Annotated in this window: 15 protein-coding genes; 6 read left to right on the top strand and 9 right to left on the bottom strand. The window is 50.1% G+C overall.

Translation table 11 applies throughout. The features are described from left to right. The first annotated feature begins 497 nt into the window (after nucleotides 1-497). The 5 genes from ACG2F4_RS04250 (at nucleotide 498) to ACG2F4_RS04270 (ending at nucleotide 6,277) form a co-directional block, all read left to right on the top strand. Complete coding sequence (locus ACG2F4_RS04250; RefSeq protein WP_395258821.1) at nucleotides 498-1,223, top strand: ABC transporter ATP-binding protein; 726 nt, start codon at nucleotides 498-500, stop codon at nucleotides 1,221-1,223. A gap of 3 nt (nucleotides 1,224-1,226) precedes the next feature. Further along, a complete protein-coding gene (locus ACG2F4_RS04255; RefSeq protein WP_395258823.1) occupies nucleotides 1,227-3,770 on the top strand; it encodes an ABC transporter permease in 2,544 nt (847 codons plus the stop codon). A gap of 102 nt (nucleotides 3,771-3,872) precedes the next feature. Next, complete coding sequence (locus ACG2F4_RS04260; protein ID WP_395258825.1) at nucleotides 3,873-4,037, top strand: hypothetical protein; 165 nt, start codon at nucleotides 3,873-3,875, stop codon at nucleotides 4,035-4,037. Between the two features lie 197 nt (nucleotides 4,038-4,234). Then, nucleotides 4,235-5,338: a magnesium/cobalt transporter CorA gene (gene corA / locus ACG2F4_RS04265; protein ID WP_395258827.1), complete on the top strand. Its 1,104-nt coding sequence runs from the start codon at nucleotides 4,235-4,237 to the stop codon at nucleotides 5,336-5,338. 42 nt (nucleotides 5,339-5,380) lie between these two features. Then, a complete protein-coding gene (locus ACG2F4_RS04270; RefSeq protein WP_395258829.1) occupies nucleotides 5,381-6,277 on the top strand; it encodes a universal stress protein in 897 nt (298 codons plus the stop codon). 185 nt (nucleotides 6,278-6,462) lie between these two features. On the opposite strand, the gene ACG2F4_RS04275 is transcribed toward ACG2F4_RS04270, so the two are convergent. The 8 genes from ACG2F4_RS04275 to ACG2F4_RS04310 form a co-directional block, all read right to left on the bottom strand. After that, nucleotides 6,463-7,950, bottom strand: coding sequence for a hypothetical protein (locus ACG2F4_RS04275; RefSeq protein ID WP_395258831.1), 1,488 nt, complete (start codon nucleotides 7,948-7,950; stop codon nucleotides 6,463-6,465). 73 nt (nucleotides 7,951-8,023) lie between these two features. Then, nucleotides 8,024-9,334: a hypothetical protein gene (locus tag ACG2F4_RS04280; protein ID WP_395258833.1), complete on the bottom strand. Its 1,311-nt coding sequence runs from the start codon at nucleotides 9,332-9,334 to the stop codon at nucleotides 8,024-8,026. A 187-nt stretch (nucleotides 9,335-9,521) separates the two neighbouring features. After that, the gene (locus ACG2F4_RS04285; protein WP_395258835.1) at nucleotides 9,522-10,157 is read right to left on the bottom strand and encodes a response regulator; all 636 of its coding nucleotides are present in this window, start codon (nucleotides 10,155-10,157) and stop codon (nucleotides 9,522-9,524) included. Between the two features lie 150 nt (nucleotides 10,158-10,307). After that, nucleotides 10,308-13,175, bottom strand: a complete 2,868-nt coding sequence (locus ACG2F4_RS04290; protein WP_395258837.1) for a two-component regulator propeller domain-containing protein — start codon at nucleotides 13,173-13,175, stop codon at nucleotides 10,308-10,310. A 103-nt stretch (nucleotides 13,176-13,278) separates the two neighbouring features. After that, nucleotides 13,279-14,133: an RNA polymerase sigma factor RpoD/SigA gene (locus ACG2F4_RS04295; protein ID WP_395258839.1), complete on the bottom strand. Its 855-nt coding sequence runs from the start codon at nucleotides 14,131-14,133 to the stop codon at nucleotides 13,279-13,281. 481 nt (nucleotides 14,134-14,614) lie between these two features. Next, the gene (locus tag ACG2F4_RS04300; protein ID WP_395258841.1) at nucleotides 14,615-15,784 is read right to left on the bottom strand and encodes a phosphopentomutase; all 1,170 of its coding nucleotides are present in this window, start codon (nucleotides 15,782-15,784) and stop codon (nucleotides 14,615-14,617) included. Then, nucleotides 15,785-17,287, bottom strand: a complete 1,503-nt coding sequence (locus ACG2F4_RS04305) for a GAF domain-containing protein (protein ID WP_395258843.1) — start codon at nucleotides 17,285-17,287, stop codon at nucleotides 15,785-15,787. 10 nt (nucleotides 17,288-17,297) lie between these two features. After that, nucleotides 17,298-19,106, bottom strand: coding sequence for a M3 family oligoendopeptidase (locus tag ACG2F4_RS04310; protein WP_395258845.1), 1,809 nt, complete (start codon nucleotides 19,104-19,106; stop codon nucleotides 17,298-17,300). 227 nt (nucleotides 19,107-19,333) lie between these two features. Here ACG2F4_RS04310 and ACG2F4_RS04315 point away from each other — a divergent pair, with 227 nt between their 5' ends. Beyond that, the gene (locus tag ACG2F4_RS04315; protein WP_395258847.1) at nucleotides 19,334-22,993 is read left to right on the top strand and encodes a multifunctional oxoglutarate decarboxylase/oxoglutarate dehydrogenase thiamine pyrophosphate-binding subunit/dihydrolipoyllysine-residue succinyltransferase subunit; all 3,660 of its coding nucleotides are present in this window, start codon (nucleotides 19,334-19,336) and stop codon (nucleotides 22,991-22,993) included. Between the two features lie 585 nt (nucleotides 22,994-23,578). On the opposite strand, the gene folE2 is transcribed toward ACG2F4_RS04315, so the two are convergent. Further along, entirely contained in the window at nucleotides 23,579-24,484 is a 906-nt protein-coding gene (gene folE2, locus ACG2F4_RS04320; protein WP_395258849.1) for a GTP cyclohydrolase FolE2, read from the bottom strand. Nucleotides 24,485-24,490: the final 6 nt, after the last annotated feature.

A 24,490-nucleotide genomic window follows, 5' to 3' on the forward strand; every position in this document is an offset into this window, starting at 1 on the left:
GGATCACTGTTTTTTAGTTATACCCATCTTAATTACACAAACAGAATGTAGTACATTACCACCTGCTAAGCAGGTGGGTTTTTAAGATCTACTAAAAAATGGAAGATTCGTAATAATATTGCTAAACGCCATCTATTTTCAGATTTCCTACAAATTCATGTTATAAGTTAACCGGGCTCATTTGGGAATGTCCCGAATAGTGTTCTCTTAACATATCAACTGATTTTGAAACAATAACACAGTGTGGCAGAGAGTTGAGCACAGAGGCTCAGCTATACCGTTATCGAGATCTTCGGGTGCAACAGCGTTGGTTTCGCCGCATTTTAAAACCGGCAGATGTGGCGTTGAGAACCGATTCACGAACAACTCTTGATCTAAACGGTATCTGGAGTTGTCACCTGCAAATTGATGAACCAACAGCTTCACGGGTCGGTAACTGATTGAGTTTCACAGCCACAGACTATATTCACAGTACAAATTTAACCATAATATCCGGCATGGAATCACCAAACATACTTGAAATCAACAATCTGACGCAGCAATTTACGAGCGGAGATAAAAAACTGACCGTTTTGGATTCCGTGTCATTTACTGTCACCGAAGGAACGATCTGCTCCATTGTGGGCCCGTCCGGCAGTGGAAAAACCACGCTGCTGGGATTATGTGCCGGACTCGACCGCCCTACCCGTGGAGATGTCATCCTGAACGGTATCAGGCTGGGCGATCTGAGTGAAGATGAACGCGCGGCCGCCCGTAACGATTTTGTGGGGTTTGTCTTCCAGACATTCCAGCTTATTCCTACGCTCACGGCACTCGAAAATGTCATGGTTCCGCTGGAGCTGAGGGGAGAAGCGACCAAAGAAGTGAATCGATACGCGAGGGAATTATTACAGGAAGTGGGACTGGGGGATCGCCTTCACCACTATCCCACGCAGCTGTCTGGGGGAGAGCAACAGCGGGTAGCCATTGCCCGGGCCTTTATCAACAAACCGCAGATCCTTTTTGCTGATGAGCCTACCGGCAACCTGGATGCGGAAACCGGTGAAACCATTGAAGAATTGATTTTTGACCTGAACAGGGCCAGCGGAACCACGCTGGTCATTGTAACCCACGATCTTGAGTTGGCCCACAAGTGCGATCGCGTCATACAGCTTAAGAATGGAAAGATCGATTCGGACGAATGGATCAGGGAAACAGCTACCGTTAACATTAAAGAGGCGTAACCGATGGCTCCCTTCTGGTCTTCATGGACATGGAAAATGGCGTGGCGCGATGCCCGCTCCAACAAAAAGCGGCTGTTTCTCTACATCTCGGCTATCATTATTGGTGTAGCGGCACAGGTGGCTATTACCTCGTTCCGGGAAAGCCTGACCAATACCATTGACAACCAGTCGCGCGAGCTGCTGGGGGCAGACCTTGAGATCGAGGCCGAACGCCCCTTTTCCGACGAGGAACTGGCCTATTTCGATTCCCTCGGGGGCGAACAGTCAAAAATGATCGAATTTAACTCGATGGCGTACCTTCCGGAAAGCGGGGGTACCCGCCTGTCACAAATTCGCGCCATACAGGGAGATTTTCCCTTTTACGGGGAGATCCTCACAAATCCACCAGAGGCTGTCCGCACTTACCGGCAAAATAATACCGCACTGCTGGATAACGCCCTTATGGTACAGTTCGGCACCGAAGTGGGAGATTCTGTGCGAATCGGTAACGTAACTTTTGAAATTTCAGGTGGAATAGAACAGGTTCCCGGCGAAGCGGCGGCCGTCTCCATGGTGGGACCCCGCATCTTTATTCCCTACTCCATGGTGGATTCCACCGGTTTGGTTCAGCGCGGCAGTTTTGTGGAATACAAGATGTACTTCAAGTTTGACGATGGCCGCGACATGGCCCAGATGCGGGAGAATACCGAGGCGTTCATGGATGAACACGACCTGCGGTACGATGACGTGGCCGAACGGCGTGAAGAGATGGGAGAGGCAGTGGGCAACCTGGCCAAGTTTTTGAACCTCGTAGGGTTTGTTGCGCTGCTGCTGGGGGGCATCGGGGTAGCCAGTGCCATCCACCTGTATATCAAGCAAAAGATAAGCACCGCCGCCGTCCTGCGCTGTTTTGGAGCCACCTCCAACCAAACGATGACCATATTCCTGATACAGGCGTTGGTGCTGGGACTGACGGGCGCGCTGGCGGGCACTGTACTCGGTGTGAGTATCCAGTATATGCTGCCTCAACTTGTCAGTGACTTTTTACCGGTTGATGTCGACCTGACGATATCATGGCTTGCGGTGGCTCTCGGATTGCTCACCGGCACAGGGGTCGCACTGGTTTTCGCCCTGATGCCGCTGCTTTCGCTGCGCAAGGCCTCTCCGCTTTACGCCTTGCGGACGATGAATGAAACGCTTACCAACCTACTGGGACGTAAAACGAAATGGAGCATCTACGGCATTATCGTACTCACTGTTGCCGGTTATGCCACCCTGATCACCGAAGACTGGATGGTCGGGGGCGTCTTTACCATTGGCATGATTGTGGCCTTTGGCCTTTTGCTGCTGGTGGCCCGGGGGCTGATGTGGTTTGTAAAACGTTATTTTCCCTCTGAATTCTCGTATGTGTGGCGGCAGGGACTGGCCAACTTATATCGCCCGAATAACCAAACGGCTACGCTCCTGCTCTCGCTCGGTCTTGGTATGCTGCTGATAAGCACGCTCTACTTCAGCCAGGATATGCTTATGAGTGAACTCAATTTTGCCACCCGTGATGATTCGCCCAACCTGATCTTGTTTGATATCCAGCCCGACCAGAACGAAGGCGTACGCCAAATTATGGAGGCAGAAGGAATTCCCATCTTACAGAATGTGCCTATCGTAACGATGAGGATCTCCTCCTACCAGGGACGTACTGTCGAGGAGATCCGGGAAGACACCTCCAGTAATATTCGGGGCTGGGCCCTCGACCGGGAATACCGTTCCACGTACCGCGATTCCCTGCTCGACTCAGAAACACTCGTGGAGGGAAAATGGATTGGCGAAGTGGACCCCGAAACCGACGTGATACCGGTTTCCGCCGCAAAAGAAATTACAGAAGACCTGAACGCCGGGATCGGTGATACGCTCACCTTTAATGTTCAGGGTCTGCCGGTCAAAGCCTACATCGCAAGCATAAGGGAGGTTGACTTCCAACGCGTACAACCCAACTTTTTCATGGTATTTCCCAAGGGTGTACTGGAGCAGGCACCGCAGATCGGTGTAATTGTTACCCGGACTTCCGGCCGGGATGAGTCGGCCCAAATTCAGCAGCAGGTGGTACAAAAATACCCCAACGTCTCAGCCATCGATGTGGGGCTCATCCTGCAGACGATCAACGAGTTTATTGATAAAATTTCATTCGCCATCCAGTTTATGGCACTCTTCAGTATTCTTACGGGCCTTATTGTTCTTGCAAGTTCGGTAGCCATCAGCAGGCTTCAGCGCATTAAAGAAAGCGTTCTGCTGCGCACCCTGGGAGCCAGCAAAAAGCAGATCATCCAGATTCTTTCCATCGAATACTTTTTTCTTGGAGTGCTGGGAGCATTTACGGGGCTTATCCTGTCGGTGCTTTCCACATGGCTGCTCGGTTACTTTTATTTCGATCTCACGTTTATACCCAATATCTGGGTCATCATCATCGGCACGCTTGCCATTGCGGGGCTTACAATCCTTATCGGAATGCTCAACAGCCGAAGCGTGTATCAACGTCCCCCGCTGGAGGTGCTGCGGCTGGAAACGGCATAATTGGACACGGGGAATTCACCCAGCTATTGCGATAAACTCATCAAAATGGGGTAAGACTCCTTGCGTTTTCTGCGTACTTAAGTTAGACTACCTGTCGGAATCATGGATATTCAGCAAAAAACCAACGCAATCTCCCTGCTGGTACTGGTTGTCTGTATCCTTTTGGCAGTCGTCATCTACCTGTTTACCGGCATCGTCTTCATCGCCATCATCTTTGCCCCGCCGGTGGTTCACTGGATCTTGAAGAGAAGAGAACAACGGTCCTGATTTGCCGGCAATGGCTCTCACCCCTGGCTGAATAATTACAGAGGACTTTTCATACCTACCTTTGAAAACAGGCATTATGTATGGTCCCATCTTTATAACCTGTTCATCTATCCGGGCTTGTTTGTCGTTACGTGGATCATCATATTAGTGATACGTCAGATTAGTGATACGTCAGAATCCACGCCGGCAAAAAAGCTATGACTAAAAATTCCAGGAGATTACAACTTTTTTCGAAGCGAAAACAGAAAAAGCCGGGATCTGCACCCGGTACGATTGAGCACATCGGGGAGCAGCGGCTGGATGATGTTCAACTCACCATCTACGACTATGATGCAGAGCATATGGATCAGGTTTCAATTGAGAATGTAGAAGAGAGCCGACCCTACCTGGAAAATCCATCCAAAACATGGATAAAAATTTGCGGGGTACACGATATTGAAAAGCTTACCTCGATCTGGTCCTACTTTGACCTTCATCCCCTTGTACAGGAGGATATCGTAAACACCACTCAGCGACCCAAGGCCGAGCTGTATGAGCACAACATCTATTTTGTGATCAGGATGCTCACCTGGTCAGAGGAACGGGGCCAGATTGAATCTGAGCAGGTCAGTATCGTACTTAGTGACAACTACGTGCTCTCTTTCCAGGAATCCGACCACGACTTTTTCAAACCGGTAGTGGATCGTTTAATGTACGGCAATGTGCGCATTCGGAAACATGGGATGGACTACCTTGCCTATGCCCTGATTGATACGGTCGTGGACCATTATTTCAGCGTTCTGGAACACCTGGCCGACCGTATTGAACACCTTGAGGACCTGGTGCTGGACGATCCCGACAAGGAAACGTTACATCAAATCCATGCCCTCCGGCGGGACCTCATCTTTTTTCGAAAGTCGGTCTGGCCGCTGAGGGATATGCTCAACTCCACGATTCGTGATGAATCTCCCTTTATTGAGGAGCGCACCAAGCTTTTTCTGCGAGATGTCTATGACCACATGGTACAGATTATCGACAATATAGAAAACTACCGCGATATGGTAATCGGCATGCACGACATCTACATGAGCCATGTGAGCAACAAGATGAATGAAGTCATGAAAGTGCTCACCATCATTGCCACCATCTTCATCCCGCTGACGTTTATTGCAGGCATCTACGGGATGAATTTTGATCCGGCTGCAAGTCCCTATAACATGCCTGAATTGCAATGGTACTGGGGCTACCCCCTGGTGATGCTTCTCATGTTTATCATGGCGATAGTCATGATGGTCTATTTCAGGAAAAAGGGATGGCTGTGAAACCATTTTATTCAATCAACGACAACTAAAACGGGAAAGACGATGAAAAACATAAAAATACTTGTTCCACTTGATTTTTCAGATCTCAGCACGCGCGCGCTAACGGCCGCCCAACAGTTTGCCAAGCTTTTTGACGGACGGGTCACGCCGTTTCACGCCTACCTTCCGATCAGCGAGATGGAAGGACCCTATATGCTGGGCTACGGCACCACCCCAACCGAAGATTACGACGAGATAGAGATGTCGCTGAAAGAACGACTGGAAGAGGTGGCCCGCGAGCAGGTGGATCCCGCCTACCTTGATGAATCGATTGTGTCGGTGGGCAACGCCGCCCATGCTATTGCGGATGAGGGAAAAGCATACGACATGATTATAATGAGTACCCACGGGCGTACGGGATTCAGCCGTTTTTTCCTGGGCTCCGTAGCGGAAAAAGTGTTGCGCATTTCTCACGTACCCGTGCTCGTGATTGACAAGGAGTCTGAGATCGGACCGATCAAGAAGATCCTGACCACGACCGATTTTTCTGACAATTCGCACGCGGCCTTTCCGCTGGTACAGTCGATTTCCGAAGCAGCGGACGCCGAAGTGGAACTGCTGAACGTGATGAGCTATGATCCCCAGCATGACGAAAAACCGGATGAGGGGAAAATATCACTCCGTAAAAAAAGGCTGGAAATTTTGGCCAAAGAGGAGCTGCACGAGATAAGCGATCGACTTAAGATCAATGTCATCGTCTCGCAGGATACACCGCACGAAACCATTTTGAATTACAACCTGAACAAACCGGCAGATCTTATCGTAATGGCAACAGTTGGCCGAACAGGTATCGACTACCTGATGATGGGCAGTACCACCACCAACATTGTACGACATGTAAAAACCCCGGTTCTCAGCGTCAATCCCAAGAAAAAGGTGGAAGCTCTCGATGCAGAATAGGCGGAGAAACAGCGGTTTGGAGCCCTTAATATTAAAACGGGTGATAACGGGGCGATTCAAGGAGAACCGCCCCGTAAAATTTCTCTTCCGCGGGAAAGCGGTCATAGTCAGGACTTGCTCAAAGAGCCATGATTACGCTTAGGGATTTTCACAATTTTTGTGGGGCACTGAACACTAATTAGGGCCTAATTAAATCCGATTCGAATTCCTGCCATAAAATGGAGCCTCCGAATCTCTTCTTCGGCCACTTCCGGAACGATGCGACTGCCGTTGTCATAGCTGTATAACTGGTTTTGATCCTCCCAGATAGAGTACTGCACTCCAAAATCAAACCAGAAATTCTCAGAAAACCTGGAACTGAATCCACCATTGAAAAATTGACGTTCCGTGCCGCCGTTCTGCCGGGGGCTGGGGAACCATGCATACCCGAAGCGGGGAGAGAACCCCTCATTGAAATTAAATTCAATTGCTCCACGCAGATTGGTTACTTCCCTGAAATTTTGGTCAATAAAATCATTCTCCTGCTGCTGGTAGTCCAGGTCCTCTCCCTCGAGATCCAGTTCAGCAGTCGTATAATCGACCTGTTCAGCAGCAAGTGAAAGCTTGACCCCATTCAGACCTGTAAGGGTAATGCCCGCATTGATACGCGCCGGGCGTTCGATTCTATAAGAAAATTCGCCGGGCAGCTCCTCTTCAAATCCAGCCCCGTTGTCAAAAGTTGAGGTTAACTGCGTATTAAATTCCTCGTCAAATGAAAGCAGCGATGGAATTTCATAGCTGCCGCCTATGCTCAGGAAGGAATTGACCTGGTATAACAAGCCGATTCGAGCCGACAGCCCTGTAAATTCCGAATCGATGGTATCCACACTGAGTATCCGATCAATGTCGGTTTCCCCGGTCCCGTCGCCGTCACTGTCGATCAGAGAACCATCATAGATATTGTCGGGATCCGATTCCAAAAACTGTCGTTCATAGTGGTACTCCCCGACCAGAATCCCAAGGGAGGCACCGATGTACAGGTTCTTTTGAAACTCCGTTGCAAAAAACGCCGAATACTCCCCCATCCGTCCCCGTTCCGTCAGCTCCATATTTTGCTGCACGCCGGGCCAGTCTTCAGGTGCAAATCCTATTCTGAATATGGACTGCGTATAAGTACTGTCTACATCCGCCCAGTCAAGTGCATATACATTAAAGGCGGCATCGTAGAGGGCATCGTCGCTGGTAATATTATAAAAATCGCTTAGAGAACTCCTGCTATTCTGGTGATTGACTCCCATCGCGCGGTTGAAGTCGGTGGTCTGGCTGTATCCGCCCCCAATTACAAAACTGCCCTGCACGGTTGGGATCTTGTAGACCAGTCCGAAATCCCCTACATTCGACTGCGAATCATCAAAACTAAATGTATCATTCTGGAACGTGGTTTTTTCATTTACGTTCCTCATGCTGATACTGAACGAGGTAAAGCTATCTTCGAACAGACCCATAGCGGCAGGATTTTCCTGGAAACTACCGAAACCGGCGTTATCGCTGATACCGGGTATAACCAAACTTTGGGCGTCGTAGGAGGGATATTCGAGGCTATAGCGCAGGACATCTTCCGCACTTTGCGCCAGCAGTGAAACCGGTAAAAACAGGCTTAGCAGCAGGGGTAGTATTCTCTTGTATCTGGACATACGCGGGGTACCTGATATTTAATATTCTTGCAGTTTCCGTTGACTGGAATGAATACTGGATTGCAACAGCGCTTTAGTTGCCCCTGCTCCTTCGGCTGGAAGAACCGCTGGATGAGTTGTCACCACTGGAACTGCGACTTCTGGGAGAGGACACATTTCCACGGCTGGAGGAGGACGAGGATTGGGATCTGACCCGGGTTCCGGATGAACTGTTACTGGATGAAGACCTTGACTTCCTGTTATAAATGGAGTTTCCGGAAGACCGGTTACTGTTATCAAAATTGATGCGAATACGGTTGCCGGAACGATCTGGACGATCTAAATCCAGCAGATCCCTGATATTTCTATCCATTCCCCATTGAGAGGTCCGGCTGTTTTTTATCCGGTTCCGGATCCGTTCCCGGTTCATCTCTTCCATTTTGCTGTAATCCCTGTAGTCAGGTCGCGCTCGAGAATTATCGTTCTCTGTTCCTGTTACTACCGCCGAACGGTTAGACTCATTATCTCTTGACCGACGCGTAGTACTGCCGCTGCTCGACCTGCCGGTACTCGATCGACCGGTTGAGCGTACGCGGGGAGTATCTGAACTGGAGCGGGTGCGGACCGTTCCCCGGCTTCGTACGGTATTTCCGTTGTCTCGGGTTCTCAACCTCGTAGTGTTGGTTCGCCCCTTCTCCCTGACCTCGGAGGCCGTACGTGCGGAGCGTACCGCCGCATCCGATGATGCTCCGGAGCGCACCCTGTTGGTGCCTGTTACTGTTCTTCGGCCGTAGGTACGGTCTTTTTTGTCTTTACCTACCCCAACATACCCGGCATAACCCGAATAAAAGTAGTTGTTCACAAATACAGGTCGATAACCGTAGCCATAATAAGGATCCCAGTAGTGAAACGCGCGATATCGGTACCAGTGGTGCGGATATCCATAAAACGCCCCAAACGAATGCCCAAAGTGCAGGCTTAAACTAAAGGTGGCGAATGTTCCGGGATAATAATCGTAAAAGAAGGGATCATGGAAATGATACCTGCTGTAAAAGCTGCGCTGCGGAAAGCCATACCGATGGAAGTAATAATCATGGTAGAAACTTCCGAATCCATGTCGGGCATACCATTCGGCGGCCTTGTAATCCTTGTAGTAGAACGCATCTTCGGTACCGTCGTAGTAGCCGTCTTCATACCCTTCTTCATAATAAAATTCATCTTCATCGGTCCCGGGTGCACTTTCAGCCCGCGGCTCTGTTTGCTCCCCCTCGTAGGTATAGGTATCGGACTTCTGTGGTTCATCCGTAATCCTGTGGATGCGCTGTGAATACTGAAGTTGCGTATAGCAGCCCGTCAAAAAGAATAATGAAGCGATAAGCAGTGTAAACGGTATTCGGGATTTCATGGCTTTCTCCATTTGCCGGTTTGCTCAACGTAGCTATTAAGCTGAATCGGCATATTAACGGCTTTTGCTAACTTCTGTTTCAATATGCACTATTTACAGGTATTTGTTCAATAACATTATCATGTTACTCTTTGTTGCTATTATTAACAACCGTTTCAACAACGTTTTGTTGCGTTGCCCTTGGATTTCAGATCTCCCCTCTCAGGGACTTTGCGATGACCTCAGCTTTTGAATTTACGTGCAGCTTCTTGTAAATGTTGCGGATGTGAGCCCGTACCGTGTCGATTGATATATCGTACCGATCGGCTATCATTTTGTAACTGAGTCCATCCACAAGCCCGTTTACGATGTCATGCTCGCGGGGTGTCAGGTCGGACTCGGAATTCTTCCGGGGCTGCTGATCCTGGAAATGGTTGATCACTTTTCGAGCAATCTGCGGCGACATCGGCGCCCCGCCGTCCAGCAGGTTCAGGATGGAGTCCCTGATCTCCGGCAACGAGGTATGCTTGAGCAGATATCCCGAAGCGCCGGCGCAAAGTGAGTTAAATATTTTGTGGGAATCGTGGTAGACAGTGAGCATGATAATTTCGATTTCGGGATACTGCTCCTTGATCAGCCCGATTCCCTCAATACCTGACATGCCCGGAAGCTGTATATCCATCAAAATCACGTTGGGCTTTTTGTGCTCTTCCAGGTACTCCATCATCTCCTCCACCGTGTCTACCGCCACCGGACAGGAGAGTTCATCCTGCATATCCAGATAACGCTGAATCAGATCCCTTATCTTTTTGTTGTCTTCTACTATTCCGACTGTTGAAGGCATAATATATCATTTCTCAGTTATCAGATGTCTTGTTTTATGAGCCGCGTAAAAGTTGTTTTGGAGAACAGTATCTTGACAGCGAATGACATGTGAAAGAGCAAGGCTGCTTGGTAATGCATCACGAGTTAAAGTACTCATTATTTTCGAATATCACTGCTTCCCAGACAGGTACACGGTAAATCCATTTTCATTTTCGAACTCAAGGTTCGCGTCAATCCGCCGTGCCCGCATCTTCATATTCCTGAGCCCGTGACCCGACTTTCGCGCTTCTGCATTTATACCGCTCCCGTTGTCATGAACATACATGTCGATCGACCCGTTCTTGTTGCGCAACTCAATTTCCACTTTGGTGGCTTCCGCGTGCTTGGCGATGTTGTTGATCGCTTCTTTAAAAATTAAATAAATATTTTCTTTCATCGGTACCGTCAGTTTTTTGTCCATGTCCAGCGCCTCGAAACGGTACGAGATCTCCTTGCCCGGAAGCACGCTGTTGACATAGTCCTGCATGCGATCTGTGAGATCACCAAGCGTGTCGTTGCGCGCGTCAATGGACCAAACGATATCATCAAGACTCGACACAATTTTTCTACTCTGTTCCCCGATCTGGGAAAGCGACTTTTTTATTTCGTCTTGCAGGTCTGTGGTTTGCAGGAAATCGGTTTGAAGAGCTATCTCGGTGAGCGAGGACCCCACATCATCATGCAGGTCGCTCGCTATGCGTACGCGCATTCGCTCCATCTCGACCATCTTCCGGACCTTGTAGTAGTGATAAATAAAATAGATGACGCCCCCGATCGCGGCCGCCACCAGCAGAATAAACCACCAGCGCATCCAAAACGGTGCCTGCACGGTAAAATCAAGGGATGCGGCCTGCGTGCTCCATATCCCGTCACTGCTTTGGGCCCGCACCTGAAACGTGTATTCGCCGGGAAGTAGTGCTGAATAGTGGGCAAATCGCTGGTTTGTCTGCTGCCAGCCTTCTCCCGAACCCCGCAGCCTGTATTCATAACGCACCTGGTCGGGGGCAGTAAAACTGATTCCTATAAAGTTGATAACCACATTCTGGTCATCGCTTTCGATCTGCACTGTGTGCTTTTTCCCAACAGACTCTCCCGAAACCTGGACATCCTCAATGTGGACACGGGGAGGTACTCTTTTGGGTTCGTCGGTACCGGGCGTATAACGGGTAAGTCCCCCTACCGAACCAAACCACAAATCGCCACTGCTGTCGGTATATCCCGCACCGGCATTCATTTCGTTTGCAACAATTCCCTGGTCCTGCGTAATTAGTGTAAAAGCCCCGCTTATTTCTCCGCTGCCCGACTGGTACTGTTCATAATCGAACTTCACGACTCCCTTGTTGGTGCCGATCCACTTGATTCCCTTGTCATCCTCAATAATAAAGTAGCAGACCTCATCCGGCAGACCATCCCGGGGGGTGATCGCCTCAAAAGATCCATCCTGATTGTAGCGGGCGATCCCTTCAAACGTCGCGAACCAAAGCCGGCCGGCCCGATCCTCCAGGATATCCAGCACCCCGTTGTTCGGCAGTCCATCCCGGATGCTGTAGTTGGTAAATTCGCCGTTACTATAACGGCTTACGCCCCCGTATGTAGCAAACCACAACTGACCGTTACGGTCTTCAATGACTGAAAGCACGGTATTATTAGCGAGCCCGTCCTCCTCTTTGTAGAGCGTAAACTCGCCCTCACGGAACCGGAGTACACCCTCTCCATAGGTGGCCATCCAGTATTCACCGCCCCTGCTCCGCTCAACAATGGAACGTATCTTCCGGTAGGGAAGCTCCGTTTCATCAAAATTATGGAATTTTTCGCCGTCATAAATGCTGATGCCCCACCGGGTACCCACAAACAGTCTCCCATTGCTGTCGACCATCGAGGTATAGGCCTTGTTATCCACCAGGCCGTCGCGCTGGTTGAAGATTTCGAAGCCCGAATCGGTATATCGTACAATTCCCCCGCCGTATGTGGTTATCCAATAAGCGCCCCCCGGCTCCTGCGTTATGGAAGTGATTACATTATTTGGCAACCCCTCTTCGATAGTAAAATTCCTGTATTGTTCTCCCAGAAACAGGTTTATTCCGCCTCCAAACGTTCCGAACCAGATGTTTTCTTCCCGATCGTAGAGTGTAGAGTAGATGATATTATTTGAAAGACCATGATCAATCGTATAGTTCCGGAACGAATCGCCGTTGTAATAGCTGGCGCCCTCCTCGGTACCCAGCCAAAGTCCTCCTTTCGCATCGGGAGATATTGAGCGGATCCGGTTGTTCACCAGGCCGTCTGCCTCGGTGTAATTGGTAAACTCTCCCTGTCGAAAATGGCTGAGTCCACCGCGCGTGGCGATCCAAAATCCACCGGTGGGATCCGTTTCAAGATCCCGGATCTTGTCATCCGGCAATCCGTGCCTGGTCCTGTAGCTCCTGAAATTCCCTCCGCTGAGGCTGGTCAACCCATCACGCGTCCCAAACCAGAGAGTGCCCTCTTTATCTTCGATGATATCCCGAACACGGTTGCCCGCCAGTCCGTGGACCGTGGTGTACTGAATGAGATTCCCGGATTCCTCTTGATGCCATATTCCATCGCCATCGGTGGCGAACCAGTAATCTCCGTTTTCATCCTCAAAAACCTCGAGTACAGTGGTGGACTCCAGCGGCTCCATGCCCGGAACCGTACTGATGCTGTCATCTTCGATGATGCTTATCCCGGACTCGGTGCCCACCCAAATGCGCCCCCGGGTATCCTCATGCAGCGACTGGATTTTGTTGCCGGCAAGTCCGTCTTCCTGGTAATAATTTTCGAACTTTATCCCGTCAAACCGGTTCAGCCCGTACCCGGTTGCAATCCATATGTACCCGTCGCTGTCCTGGAGCATATCGTTGACGACCGCTTCGCTCAGCCCGTTTTCAATGGAATAAGAACGAAACGGCAGCACCTGGCTTTCGGCGGCACAGGTACCCGCAGCAACAACTGACAGTATGCAGATAAATCGTTTCATAGTGGTTTAATAACGTAACAGCCCTGCAAACGTTATACAACCTAAAAATAAAAAGCCCCGACCTTACAGCCGGGGCTTTCATCATTTGAAATCATACAACATGTTAACCGAGATAAGCCCGTAAGGCGGCGCTTCGGTTGTGATGACGAAGCTTTCGAAGGGCTTTCTCTTTAATTTGGCGCACACGTTCGCGGGTCAGATCAAACCGTTCTCCGATCTCTTCCAGCGTAAGGGAGTGCTCTCGGCCTATCCCAAAGTACAACCGAATCACTTCAGCTTCCCGGTTTGTCAGTTTGGAAAGGGCCCGCTCAATTTCGACTTTGAGCGATTCACCCATCAAGTCATTGTCAGGGTCAGGGGTTTCCTCATTTTCCAGTACATCCAGCAGCCGGTTGTCTTCTCCCTGGGCGAAAGGGGCATCCACCGAGAGGTGCCGGCCGGAAATCTTAAGTGTATCAGCAACTTCCGATACGGTCATATCCAAACTTTCGGCCAGCTCTGCGGCAGAAGGTACGCGTTCATACTCCTGCTCCAGCTTGGAAAGTTCTTTACCGATCTTGTTTAACGCTCCCACCCGGTTCAACGGCAGGCGTACTATCCGGCTCTGCTCGGCCAGCGCCTGCAGGATAGACTGGCGAATCCACCAAACAGCGTATGAGATAAACTTAAAACCGCGGGTCTCATCAAAACGTTTTGCTGCCTTGATCAGTCCGAGATTCCCTTCGTTGATAAGATCGCCCAACGAAAGGCCCTGGTTTTGATACTGCTTGGCTACAGAAACCACGAAACGCAAATTCGCTTTTGTAAGCTCTTCAAGCGCCTTTTGGCTCCCTTTCTGGATCTCTTTTGCAAGCCTTACCTCATCTTCTGGGGTAATGAGTTTTTCTTTTCCGATTTCCTGTAGATAGCGATCTAATGACTCTGACTCTCTGGTAGAAATTCCTGAACTTCTTGCCACGGTGTTTGCTGGGTTAAATTGGGATTAACATTTGTGATGATTTCAATGAAGAAATGCTATAAAGAAATAATAACAAGTATGTTTAATTCGTATGCCTGTTACCTTCTTTGTACGTCATGATAACGGGATCGTTAAAATTTTGTTGCTTAGGCTAGTCAACAAATCTCTATAATATATCATTTTCTAGCCAGGAATTCTAATCAATAATTTGTTTCCCCTCCTCAGGCAGTTGTGCAGGCTGATATTTTATGCAACTACAACGCTGACCTCGCCATGTAGTAAAATTAGTGAGCGCACAATACGCGGGCCTGAACAAGATCTTCCTGAAGAAGCCATAATCTTTGAGGGACCTTTTCAGCGCCTCCTCTTTCACTGGGAAGTGGTTGTACCATAGACCTTACTAATCTTTTAAACGGGAATATTACTCCCTCAAAACGAGGAATTAAAGGTTCTGCAAAGCCCTCTTCGATCCATTGTAATATTACTTCACCTTAATAAAAGAACTTCCGGGATAGTTTTGTTCCAATCCGAAATATTCTGCGACTGAACTTGCCACATCAGCAAGGGTGGCCCGGATTCCCAGATTCAGTCGTTTCGCATTTTCACCCGGGAAGACCAGCAGTGGAACAAATTCGCGGCTGTGATCGGTGCTTTGGACCGTGGGGTCGTTGCCGTGATCAGCAGTAATGACCAGCAGATCATCATCCTTAATTTTACTGGCCATGGCGGGGATGGCCCGGTCGATCTCCTGCAGGCTGCGGGCGTAGCCGTCGGGGTCCAGCCGGTGGCCGTAAATTTGATCCGTATCGATCAGGTTGACAAATACGAAACTATCTTCGGCAGCCGACATCAGGCTCAGCATCTGCGAGATACCCTCGGCATTTGCCCTGGTTTTGCGGTACTGGGTAAATCCTTTCCCGGCAAACAGGTCAATTACCTTGCCGATGCCGTAGGTCTTAATCCCGTTTCGATAGAGCTGGTAAACCACGTTATGCTCCGGAGGGGAGAGCGAAAAATCCTTCCGCTGTTCAGAAATGCGTTCAAACGCTCCGGGCGGTCCCCGGAACGGCCGTGCGATGACCCGCCCTACCCCGTGTTGACCCACCATCACGTGGTTCCGTGCAAGTCGACACCACTCATATAATCTTTCCAGCGGTACCTGCTCTATATGGGCGGCCACCTGGAACACGCTGTCGGCGGAGGTATACACGACCGGAGATCCTGTCTGCAGATGCTCCGCTCCAAACTCGGCGATGGCTGTTGTACCTGAGATCGGCTTGTTGCATAAGACCTTCTCCACGTTGATCTGACGGCAAAAAGAGTCGATCACTTCATCAGGAAATCCCTCCGGATAGGTAGGAAATGGCCGGTCAAGCCGGAGGCCCGCAAGTTCCCAGTGTCCGGTTGTGGAATCTTTTCCTGCAGAAACCTCACGCATTTTTCCGGTGGCAGCCAGGGGAGCTTCGTTCGGGGCGACGGTCTTCAAATCAACAATATTCCCGAGACCCAGTTTCTGGAAGTTGCGAAGCCGGCAGCCTGTCTGTTCACAGACATGGACCAGCGTATTGGCAGATTCATCCCCATATTCCGCGGCATCCTCCTGGGCCCCGACTCCCAAACCGTCAACAACCAGCAGATAAAAATTGCCCATTTATACTGAGCTCCCCTTCATAGCTTCTGAAAGTGCCGATTTTGCCTGGCTCAAGACCTGGTAGCTGTCTTCCTGATCCGCATTCAGCTTAGTAAACCCAACCTTGATCGACGTTTCGATCTGAACGCCATTTGTAAGTTCCACAGGCTCCTGCAGTCGCTGTTCCAGCAGTTGAATCCACTCTTTTGCCGCATCTTCCGCACGGCTCTGGATCAGGAAGGTGTAAACGTAATCGGAGTGGGACCCGATAAAACCCGATTTTCCGTACCGCACGGGGTTAAACAAGCTCACCAGGTCTTTTTGCATGTGTTCGAGATCTTCGATACGAAGCTGCGTACGAAGCGCGGGCAGATTTTCCATCGTAACCAATCCGAACCAGGTGTGGTATTGCGTTGAGTGGCCGGCAATTGTTTCAAGTTCACAATCGACCACGCGCTCCCATATATCGGGCAGCAGGGCGTGGTACTGGTTATTCAGGAACGGGGCCGTTTTATCCAGCTTCGGATTGTTGGCCAAAATTTTGAGTTGGGCCTGGCGAACAAAATTAATAAACTTGTGCTTGGTCGATTCCTTAAACAGCAGCGGGTTTTTGTCGTACACCAGCACCACTCCCTGCCGATGGTCGTGGAACTTCAGCGGAACGGCCAGCGTGGCCCCTTCCGTATTCTGCTCGCGGGGCGAAATCCGCTTCGGGTTGTCATTAAAATGGATGGCAAATTCAGGTTGACCTTTCTGCAGTGCCTCGTACGCCATAGTGCCCTCCTTGAGCGGCATGCCCACGGGAGGAGCGCCCCGGGCACCGGCTGCATTAAGCAGGTTGTTCCACCCCTGCATGCCCTGCCCGACAAAAGAGACACCGCCGGTTTGAACATACTTCTGCATTTCACTGACCATCTGGTAGACCAGCTCTCCGCGGTGCGACCGTATATCAAGTTGTTCCAGGCTTTTTTCATAATCAACCCACTCCTCCTGGCTTTCATAGAGATCACTAATCTCGAGATAGGTATTCAGCACATTCCGGAGAGCATCGGAGTAGGAGTATACGATCTCACTCTTTTCCTCATCCAGGGTATCTTCACTCGATTCCATAACCGTAATGGCAACCGTTTCGCCGTTGTTTATAAAAGGCAACAGTGTGATGTGGCGTATCGGAATCTGGTTGTAGTAGTGCAACAACTCATTGGGATCGATATGCTCACCCAGCCGCAGACTCACCGGATCGGCAATGTCCTTGTACTGGTTCAGGAAATGGTCGTAAAACGACACCCGATCCTGGAACATCACGTTGGAAAGCACCGTCGCCTTGGTTTCCAGTACAAACTGTTCTCGTGACCGATTCACCCAGTACAGGTAACAGGTCTCTACACCCGATGAATTCCGAAGTAAAAAAATCAGGTCGTTCAACACCTGCTTAAATTCCCTGAGCGACTTCTCCTGCCGCTTCTGTCCCATAATTTCGGCGTTAGAACGATCTCTTTGGCGTGCCTCTGCGTATGATTCCATTTCCTTTGAATTAGTTGGATTTATTAATTTCTTCCGCCAAAGCTTCCGCTTCTTCTATCATCTGCCTGAAGACTTCCAGTCCCTTGTACCAGAAGGTCGGCTGCGTGATATCCAGCCCTACCTTGCCAACGATCTCTTCCGGCCACTCAGAACCCCCGGCCCTGAGCATCTCAATATACTGATCTGCAAACCCATTTTTACGCTGCCGGTACTCTTCATAAAGGGCCAGTACCAGCAGTTCCCCGAATGCGTACGCGTATACATATCCCGGGGTATGCAAAAAATGGGGAATGTAGCACCACCACAAGTCATAACTTTCCGTGAGGGCGACGGAATCGCCGTACAGCGCCTCCTGTTGTTCCCGCCAGAGTTCTGAAAATTCGGCCGTGGTCAGCTCCCCCTCCTCCCGACGTTTGGTATGGATGGCGTGTTCAAACCGGTTCATCGAAACCTGGCGAAAAACCGTAGCGATGGTGTCATCAATTTTACTGATCAACAGGGCCAGCTTTTCTTTGGGATCTTTGAGCTGCTTCTTCAAATTCTGGAACACCAGCATCTCTCCGAATACCGAGGCCGTTTCCGCCGTGGTCAACGGGGTTCCGGCCTGGAGCGCCCCCTGTTCCCGCGAGAGGTACTGGTGGACGCCGTGGCCCAGCTCGTGGGCCAGCGTCTGCACGTCCCTGAGCTTGCCGTCATAATTCATAAACACATAGGGATGGACCGATGGCACCGTACTGGCCGAATAGGCCCCACCGCGCTTGCCCGGTTTGATTGCGGCATCGATCCAGCGCTTCTCAAAAAACTGGTCGGCTATAGTACCCATCTCGGGATGAAACTCCGAATACGACCCTGTGACCATCTGGCGGGCCCGATCCCACTTCACTTTCTTTTGGCTTTCAAGCAGCGGAGCGTAGCGATCGTAGTCGAACAACTGTTCATACCCCAGAAGGCTCCGTTTCAGCTCGTAAAAACGCTGCACCAGTGAATATCTAGAAGTCACCGCTGCGATTAGCGTTTCGACGGTCTGGTCGTCAATTTCATTCGCGAGATTACGGGAAGAGATCCAGCTGTCGTAATTCCGTAGCTTGTCGTTGGTGTGCTTGTCGGCCAGCAGAGTGTTAAAAATAAAGGTAAGCGTTCTGCTCAGTTCCCTGAACTTCTTTGTGAGGCCTGCATGAGCCCGTTCCCGCAGATTGCGATCGCTCTCGTGAAGTTTGCTCAGCATCTCCTGCTGCGTCAGCTCTTCACCATCCAGCTCAAATCGCGCTGCCCCCAGGGTCTCCTCGAAATAGCGATTCCACGCGCTGCGGCCGGTTACATTTTTTGCGGAAAGCACCTGCTCCTCTTTCTCTCCGAGCACGTGCTTTTTGTACCTGCGCGAACTCTCCAGGTAGTGCCGGTAGTGCGAGAGTTCCGGAGCCTCCACCAGTTTTTCAGCCTCCTCTTCCCCGATCTGCAGCCATTCCACATCAAAAAACACCAGCTTCTGCCTGATGTCGGAAGAAAGCTCTTTCGTCTGCTGCATCAACTTGCCATATTCAGCCTTTTCCGTATTCGTGGTCCATGTCAGGTGGGCAAAAGATCCGATCTTTCCCATGAGTTCCAGAATTTCCTCGTACTCTTCAAGGGCGGAGCACAGCTGGGCGGCAGGCAGCTGGGCGATCTTCCCCTTGTAGGTGTTCGCAAACCGGTCCGCAAGCTCAACCACTTTCTGCATATCCTGTTGCAGCTGGGGATCATCGATAGCGTTGTAGAGGTCCGAAAGATCCCAGTTGACCTCTTCGGCTCCAGATTGTTTCTTTTTTTTCGTATCAGGCATTTAAAGAAACCTTTTTTATATAGTTCGTGTTGGAATTTTCTAATTTATTTTAAAAGTATACTGATTTTATCGTATCAAAATAAACCTTTTTCAAGGATCGTATTTTACCAAAACAATGGTTAATTTTAACCGCTGTTGAACTTGCCTAAATTAAATAATTTTTTATCTGTTTATTAATACGATAAGCGATTTAACACATTAATTAGAACTTATATATCCGCATCGCCTTGAAGTCTTTAGAAGCTGTATTTGGTCCCAATTCTGCTCTTGTCGAGGAACTCTACAATCAATACAAGGAAGATCCCTCATCTGTTCCGAATCACTGGAAGCAATATTTTGATGAGACCGAAGAGGATACCACGACTGATAAGAGAGAAGAGAAACCTTCGGTACCGACCAACGGGGAGCCCGCTGTAGCCAAAAAAGCTCCCAAAAAGCAAAAAGTTAAAAAGAAGCCGAAGAAGGACCAGCAAGAAGCGGAAGCAGATATTCCCAAGGGTGCCAGCCTCGAAAAAATAAAGGGCATTTCCGAGAAGATCGCCGAAAACATGGATGAGAGTCTTGAGGTACCCACGGCTACCTCAGTACGCACCCTGCCAATGAAAATGCTTATCGAAGACCGGACAATCATCAACCGGCACCTGCTGCAGCGGGGGGATCCGAAAGCCTCGTTCACCCATTTTATCGCATGGGCGATCGTACGCGCGCTCGAGGAATTCCCGAACATGAACAACTCCTACCTGCGCAGGGATGACGGCCCCTACAAGGTGAAACCGGATCAGGTTAACCTGGGTTTGGCGATCGACGTTCAAAACAAGGATGGTTCCCGGAACCTGCTGGTTCCCAACATCAAGGGCGTAGATAAGATGAATTTCAAGGAGTTTCTCTATGCCTACAAAGAATTGATCGACAAGGCGCGCAGTGGCAACCTGGAAATTTCAGACTTCCAGGGAACGACCATTACCCTCACCAATCCCGGAATGATCGGCACGGTACAATCGGTCCCGCGATTAATGAAGAGCCAGGGCACCATCATCGCCACCGGGGCCATTCAGTACCCGGCCGAATACCAGTCGATGTCGCAGGAGGTGCTCAACCAGCTGGGTATCAGTAAAATAATGACCGTCACCTCCACCTACGATCACCGGGTGATCCAGGGTGCTGAATCGGGTGCCTTCCTCAAAAAGATGCATACCCTGCTAAACGGCGAAGAGGATTTTTATGACCAGATTTTTGCCGATCTCGAGATTCCATATGAACCTATTCCCTTTGGGGAAGACAATTACGTGGGCCAGCTTGACGGGCGCGGGGCCACGCTCGAAGATAACAAGCGGGCCATCGCCGTTATGCGGCTCATTAACATGTACCGGACCCGCGGGCACGTGCTGGCAGACCTCGACCCGCTGAGTGACGAACCCGGCCACAGCCCCGAGCTCGATTTCGATTACTACGGGCTTACGCTTTGGGATCTCGACCGTGAATTCTACTGTGCCGGGCTGGGCGGTTATGAAAAGGCTCCGCTCCGCGTTATTATCAAGCTGCTGCGCGACACCTACTGCGGGAAAATCGGGGCCGAATTCATGCACCTGCTCGACCTCGACGAGCGCAAGTGGCTCCGCGAGCGGATGGAGTCGACCACCAATACCCCGGAGCTCGACAAAGACGACAAGAAACAGATTCTGCACAAGCTGAACCAGGCGATGGCATTTGAGCAGTTTCTGCACAAAAAATATATCGGGCACAAGCGCTTTTCGCTGGAGGGGGCCGACACGCTGATCCCGATGATGCACTTTATGCTGGAGCAGGCCGGCGACCACGAAATTGAGAAAATATTCATGGGCATGGCACACCGGGGCCGCCTGAATATTTTGGTGAATATCATGAACAAGCCATATCGCAAGGTATTTGCCGATTTTGAGGGAAATCTCGATCCCGACAGCATCCAGGGATCCGGCGACGTAAAATACCACCTTGGAGCCAACGGCGAGCATAAATCAGAGACCGGCCGGAATATTCAGCTGGAACTACTGCCAAATCCCAGTCACCTTGAATCTGTCAATCCGGTGGTGGAAGGCTCAGCGCGGGCCACGCAGGATCATCTTGACAAAGATGATCCCAACAACCGGATCGTACCCGTGCTTATTCACGGCGATGCAGCTTTTTCCGGGCAGGGCGTAGTTGCAGAAACCCTTAACATGTCGCAGCTCGAGGCCTATAAAACCGGGGGCACAATCCATATTATCATTAACAACCAGATCGGGTTTACCACGCTGCCGAAAGACGGGCGCTCCACTGAATACGCCTCTGATCTTGCCAAGATGATTTTGGCCCCGATTTTTCACGTTAACGGGGATAACCCGGAAGCGGCGGTCCATTCCATTCAGATGGCACTTGAATACCGGCAAAAATTTAACAAGGATGTCGTCATCGATCTTGTTTGTTACCGCAAGCACGGGCATAACGAGGGCGATGAACCCGCCTTTACCCAACCCGGCATGTATAAAGAGATCGACAACCACCCAAGCGTACGCGATATTTACACCGAAGAACTGCTTCGCAAAGGGGAACTCTCGGAAGAGGAGACGGAGGAACTCTTTGAAGAATTTGATCAGCTGCTGCAGGAGGCGTTTGAGGACGCCAAAAACTCTTCTCCGCTGGAGGTAACCGACGATATGATCAATCGCAGGGAGACCAGGCAGAAAGACTGGCCTGAATTTCCGGATACCTCCTACCCCGAGGAGGAGATCAAGGATATTGCCCTCAAGCTCAATACGGTTCCCAAAGATTTTGACGCCAATCCAAAGCTGCTGAAACAGCTGGCTAAACGGGCCGAAATTGTTGAAAAAAACGAAAGCAAGATCGACTGGGGCTTTGCTGAAGCGCTGGCGATCGGCTCTCTTCTCAAAACCGGCACCACCGTAAGGCTGACCGGCCAGGATGCGGAACGGGGTACATTTTCCCACCGCCACGCCATCCTGCATGGAACCCAAACAGATCAAAAATATATTCCCCTTAACAACCTTGAGGAGGGACAGGCCACCTTCTATCCCTACAACAGCCTGTTGAGCGAATTTGCCTGCGTGGGCTTTGAATTCGGATACAGCGCTGCCAAAAAAGATGCACTTGTGATCTGGGAAGCCCAGTTTGGCGATTTTGCAAACGGTGCCCAGATCCCGATAGACCAGTATGTATCAGCCAGCGAGGCAAAATGGGGACAAAAAAGCTCACTGATAATGACGCTACCGCACGGTTATGAAGGTCAGGGACCCGAGCACTCCTCTGGCCGCCTCGAGCGGTTCCTTCAGCTTTGCGCGCAAGACAACATGCAGGTTACCAACCTGACCACCCCGGCCCAGTATTTCCACATTCTTCGCAAGCAGGCGATGCAGGAAAACAAGAAACCTTTGATTATTATGTCTCCCAAGAGCCTGCTGCGCCACCCGATGGCTACCTCGTCAACGGATAACCTCGTCAACGGCCGGTTCCGCCCGTTCATTCCGGACCAGGAAATCGGGGATACCTCCACCGTCAAAAGGCTGGTCATCTGTTCCGGAAAAGTGTACTACGATCTATATAAATACCGTGAAGAGAATGAAATCGAGGATATTGCGATTGCCCGGCTGGAGCAGTTCTACCCATTCCCGGACCAGAATGTCAGCAGTACGCTGAAAGAATATGAAAATGTGGAGGATATCGTCTGGTGCCAGGAAGAACCTAAAAACATGGGCGCCTGGATGTTTATCGCTCCCCGGATTATGGAGCAACTCGAGGAGAACCAGAGTCTTCGATATGTAGGCCGGCAGGCTTCAGCCTCTCCCGCCGCCGGACAAATGAAAATTCACCAGGCCGAGCAGGATCGACTTGTCAAAAATGCCCTGGAAAGTTAGGGGAAACGACTTATTTCCAGATCGGTCAGGGGCTGTCTTTTTTCAGGAGAGACAGTCTTTTTCCTTTTGCCTTTGGATTTTTTGAGAGCACCAACCACTTTTCCGCAGCACCTCCATCGCGTGACGGGATGTATCAGCCTACTTACAAGCCGGTGCCACCATTAGCGATGAATCCGCATCATTATTCGCCCGCACTCCGGACATTGTTTGCTTTTGCGCATAGATAGCAGACGTTTTAGAATTGGTGAGAGCAGTTCATACTCATCGCTGTTACTCACGTTCATTGTCTGATAATTTGTTGTAACCCCAAAATTCTATTTAAGGCCTGACAAAGACCTCCTGTTTAAAATGGTAAGTTTTACCATTATTAATAACAACTAAATATTATACCTAATTATTGATAATAAGATATACTTAAAAATATATATCCCGATAACCTATTACACCTAGGCGATTTGCGGGGTGGTCAGCTTAGTAGCTCTGTCAATATAGAACAGGGGGGGAAATCGTCATATCCGAGGAGAACAAAAAAACCTGCCAGGTTGTTGTACCTGGCAGGGTTGAAATCAATGCACGACTTAACACTCATCGGAGTCCGCCGGGAACTCCTTTGCAAATTCGGCTGACCGCATCGTGGCTGTGCAGGCTTTCCATATGCACGCAGCGAACTACAAAATCCCGGATATTCTCGTGATCATCCAGCTCCTCATAAATCAGGCGGGCGGCATCCTCTACAAATTTTTGGTAGGCCGCATTCATTTCAGCGAACGCCTGCTCATCTTCCCGCTTTACCATCACCTGTGTTTCGGTCTGCAGTGCGTCGCGGCAGCGCTTGACCAGATCCTCAACGAACAGTTCTTCATCAAGTTCAACGGTAAGACTGGCCACGCTGCGCTGGCTGTGGGGAATTGCAGCCACATCGCGCGATTCTTTTGCATGTTCCGAAAGCTCATAAGAGCAGGGGCACGCGCTGCTGTATTCAAAATCGAGATGCATGAACATCCGAAAATTGTTATTCCCGTCCAGCGCTCCCTCCAGTGCCATGCTGTAATACTGGTAGCCCTCCAGGTCAGAACGCAGGCTTTCCTGCATAATGGGATAGTTAAATGAAAGGCGAAGATACCCCGATTGTGTATCCAGGTCCTCTTTATAGGTTGTCAATATCTCTTTTAGCTTCTCAAGATGAAAAACATCCTTCTCATACTTGTAGAACGAACGGATAATGCGACTCATATTAATCCCCTTCTTGTCGGCTTCCAGACCTACATAGCCGTCAACCGAGGTTTCAAGAGTAATCAGTTCGCCATCCGGTCGTGGATACTTCAGCGGAAGTTTAAAATTGGAGATACCGACCTGCTGAATCGGTACATTTGCTCCTTCAATAAGGGAAGCGGGACCATTTTGCAGATCCGGAAGACTCGCTTTATAGTCCTCAGATATTGTAAATGTGGGATCGTACACGCGCTTCAGTTTTGTTGAAATTGTGCTCATAACAAT

Origin of the sequence: Halalkalibaculum sp. DA3122 (assembly GCF_043951865.1) — a bacterium.
In the GTDB taxonomy this organism is placed as follows: domain Bacteria; phylum Bacteroidota; class Rhodothermia; order Balneolales; family Balneolaceae; genus JAMQKA01.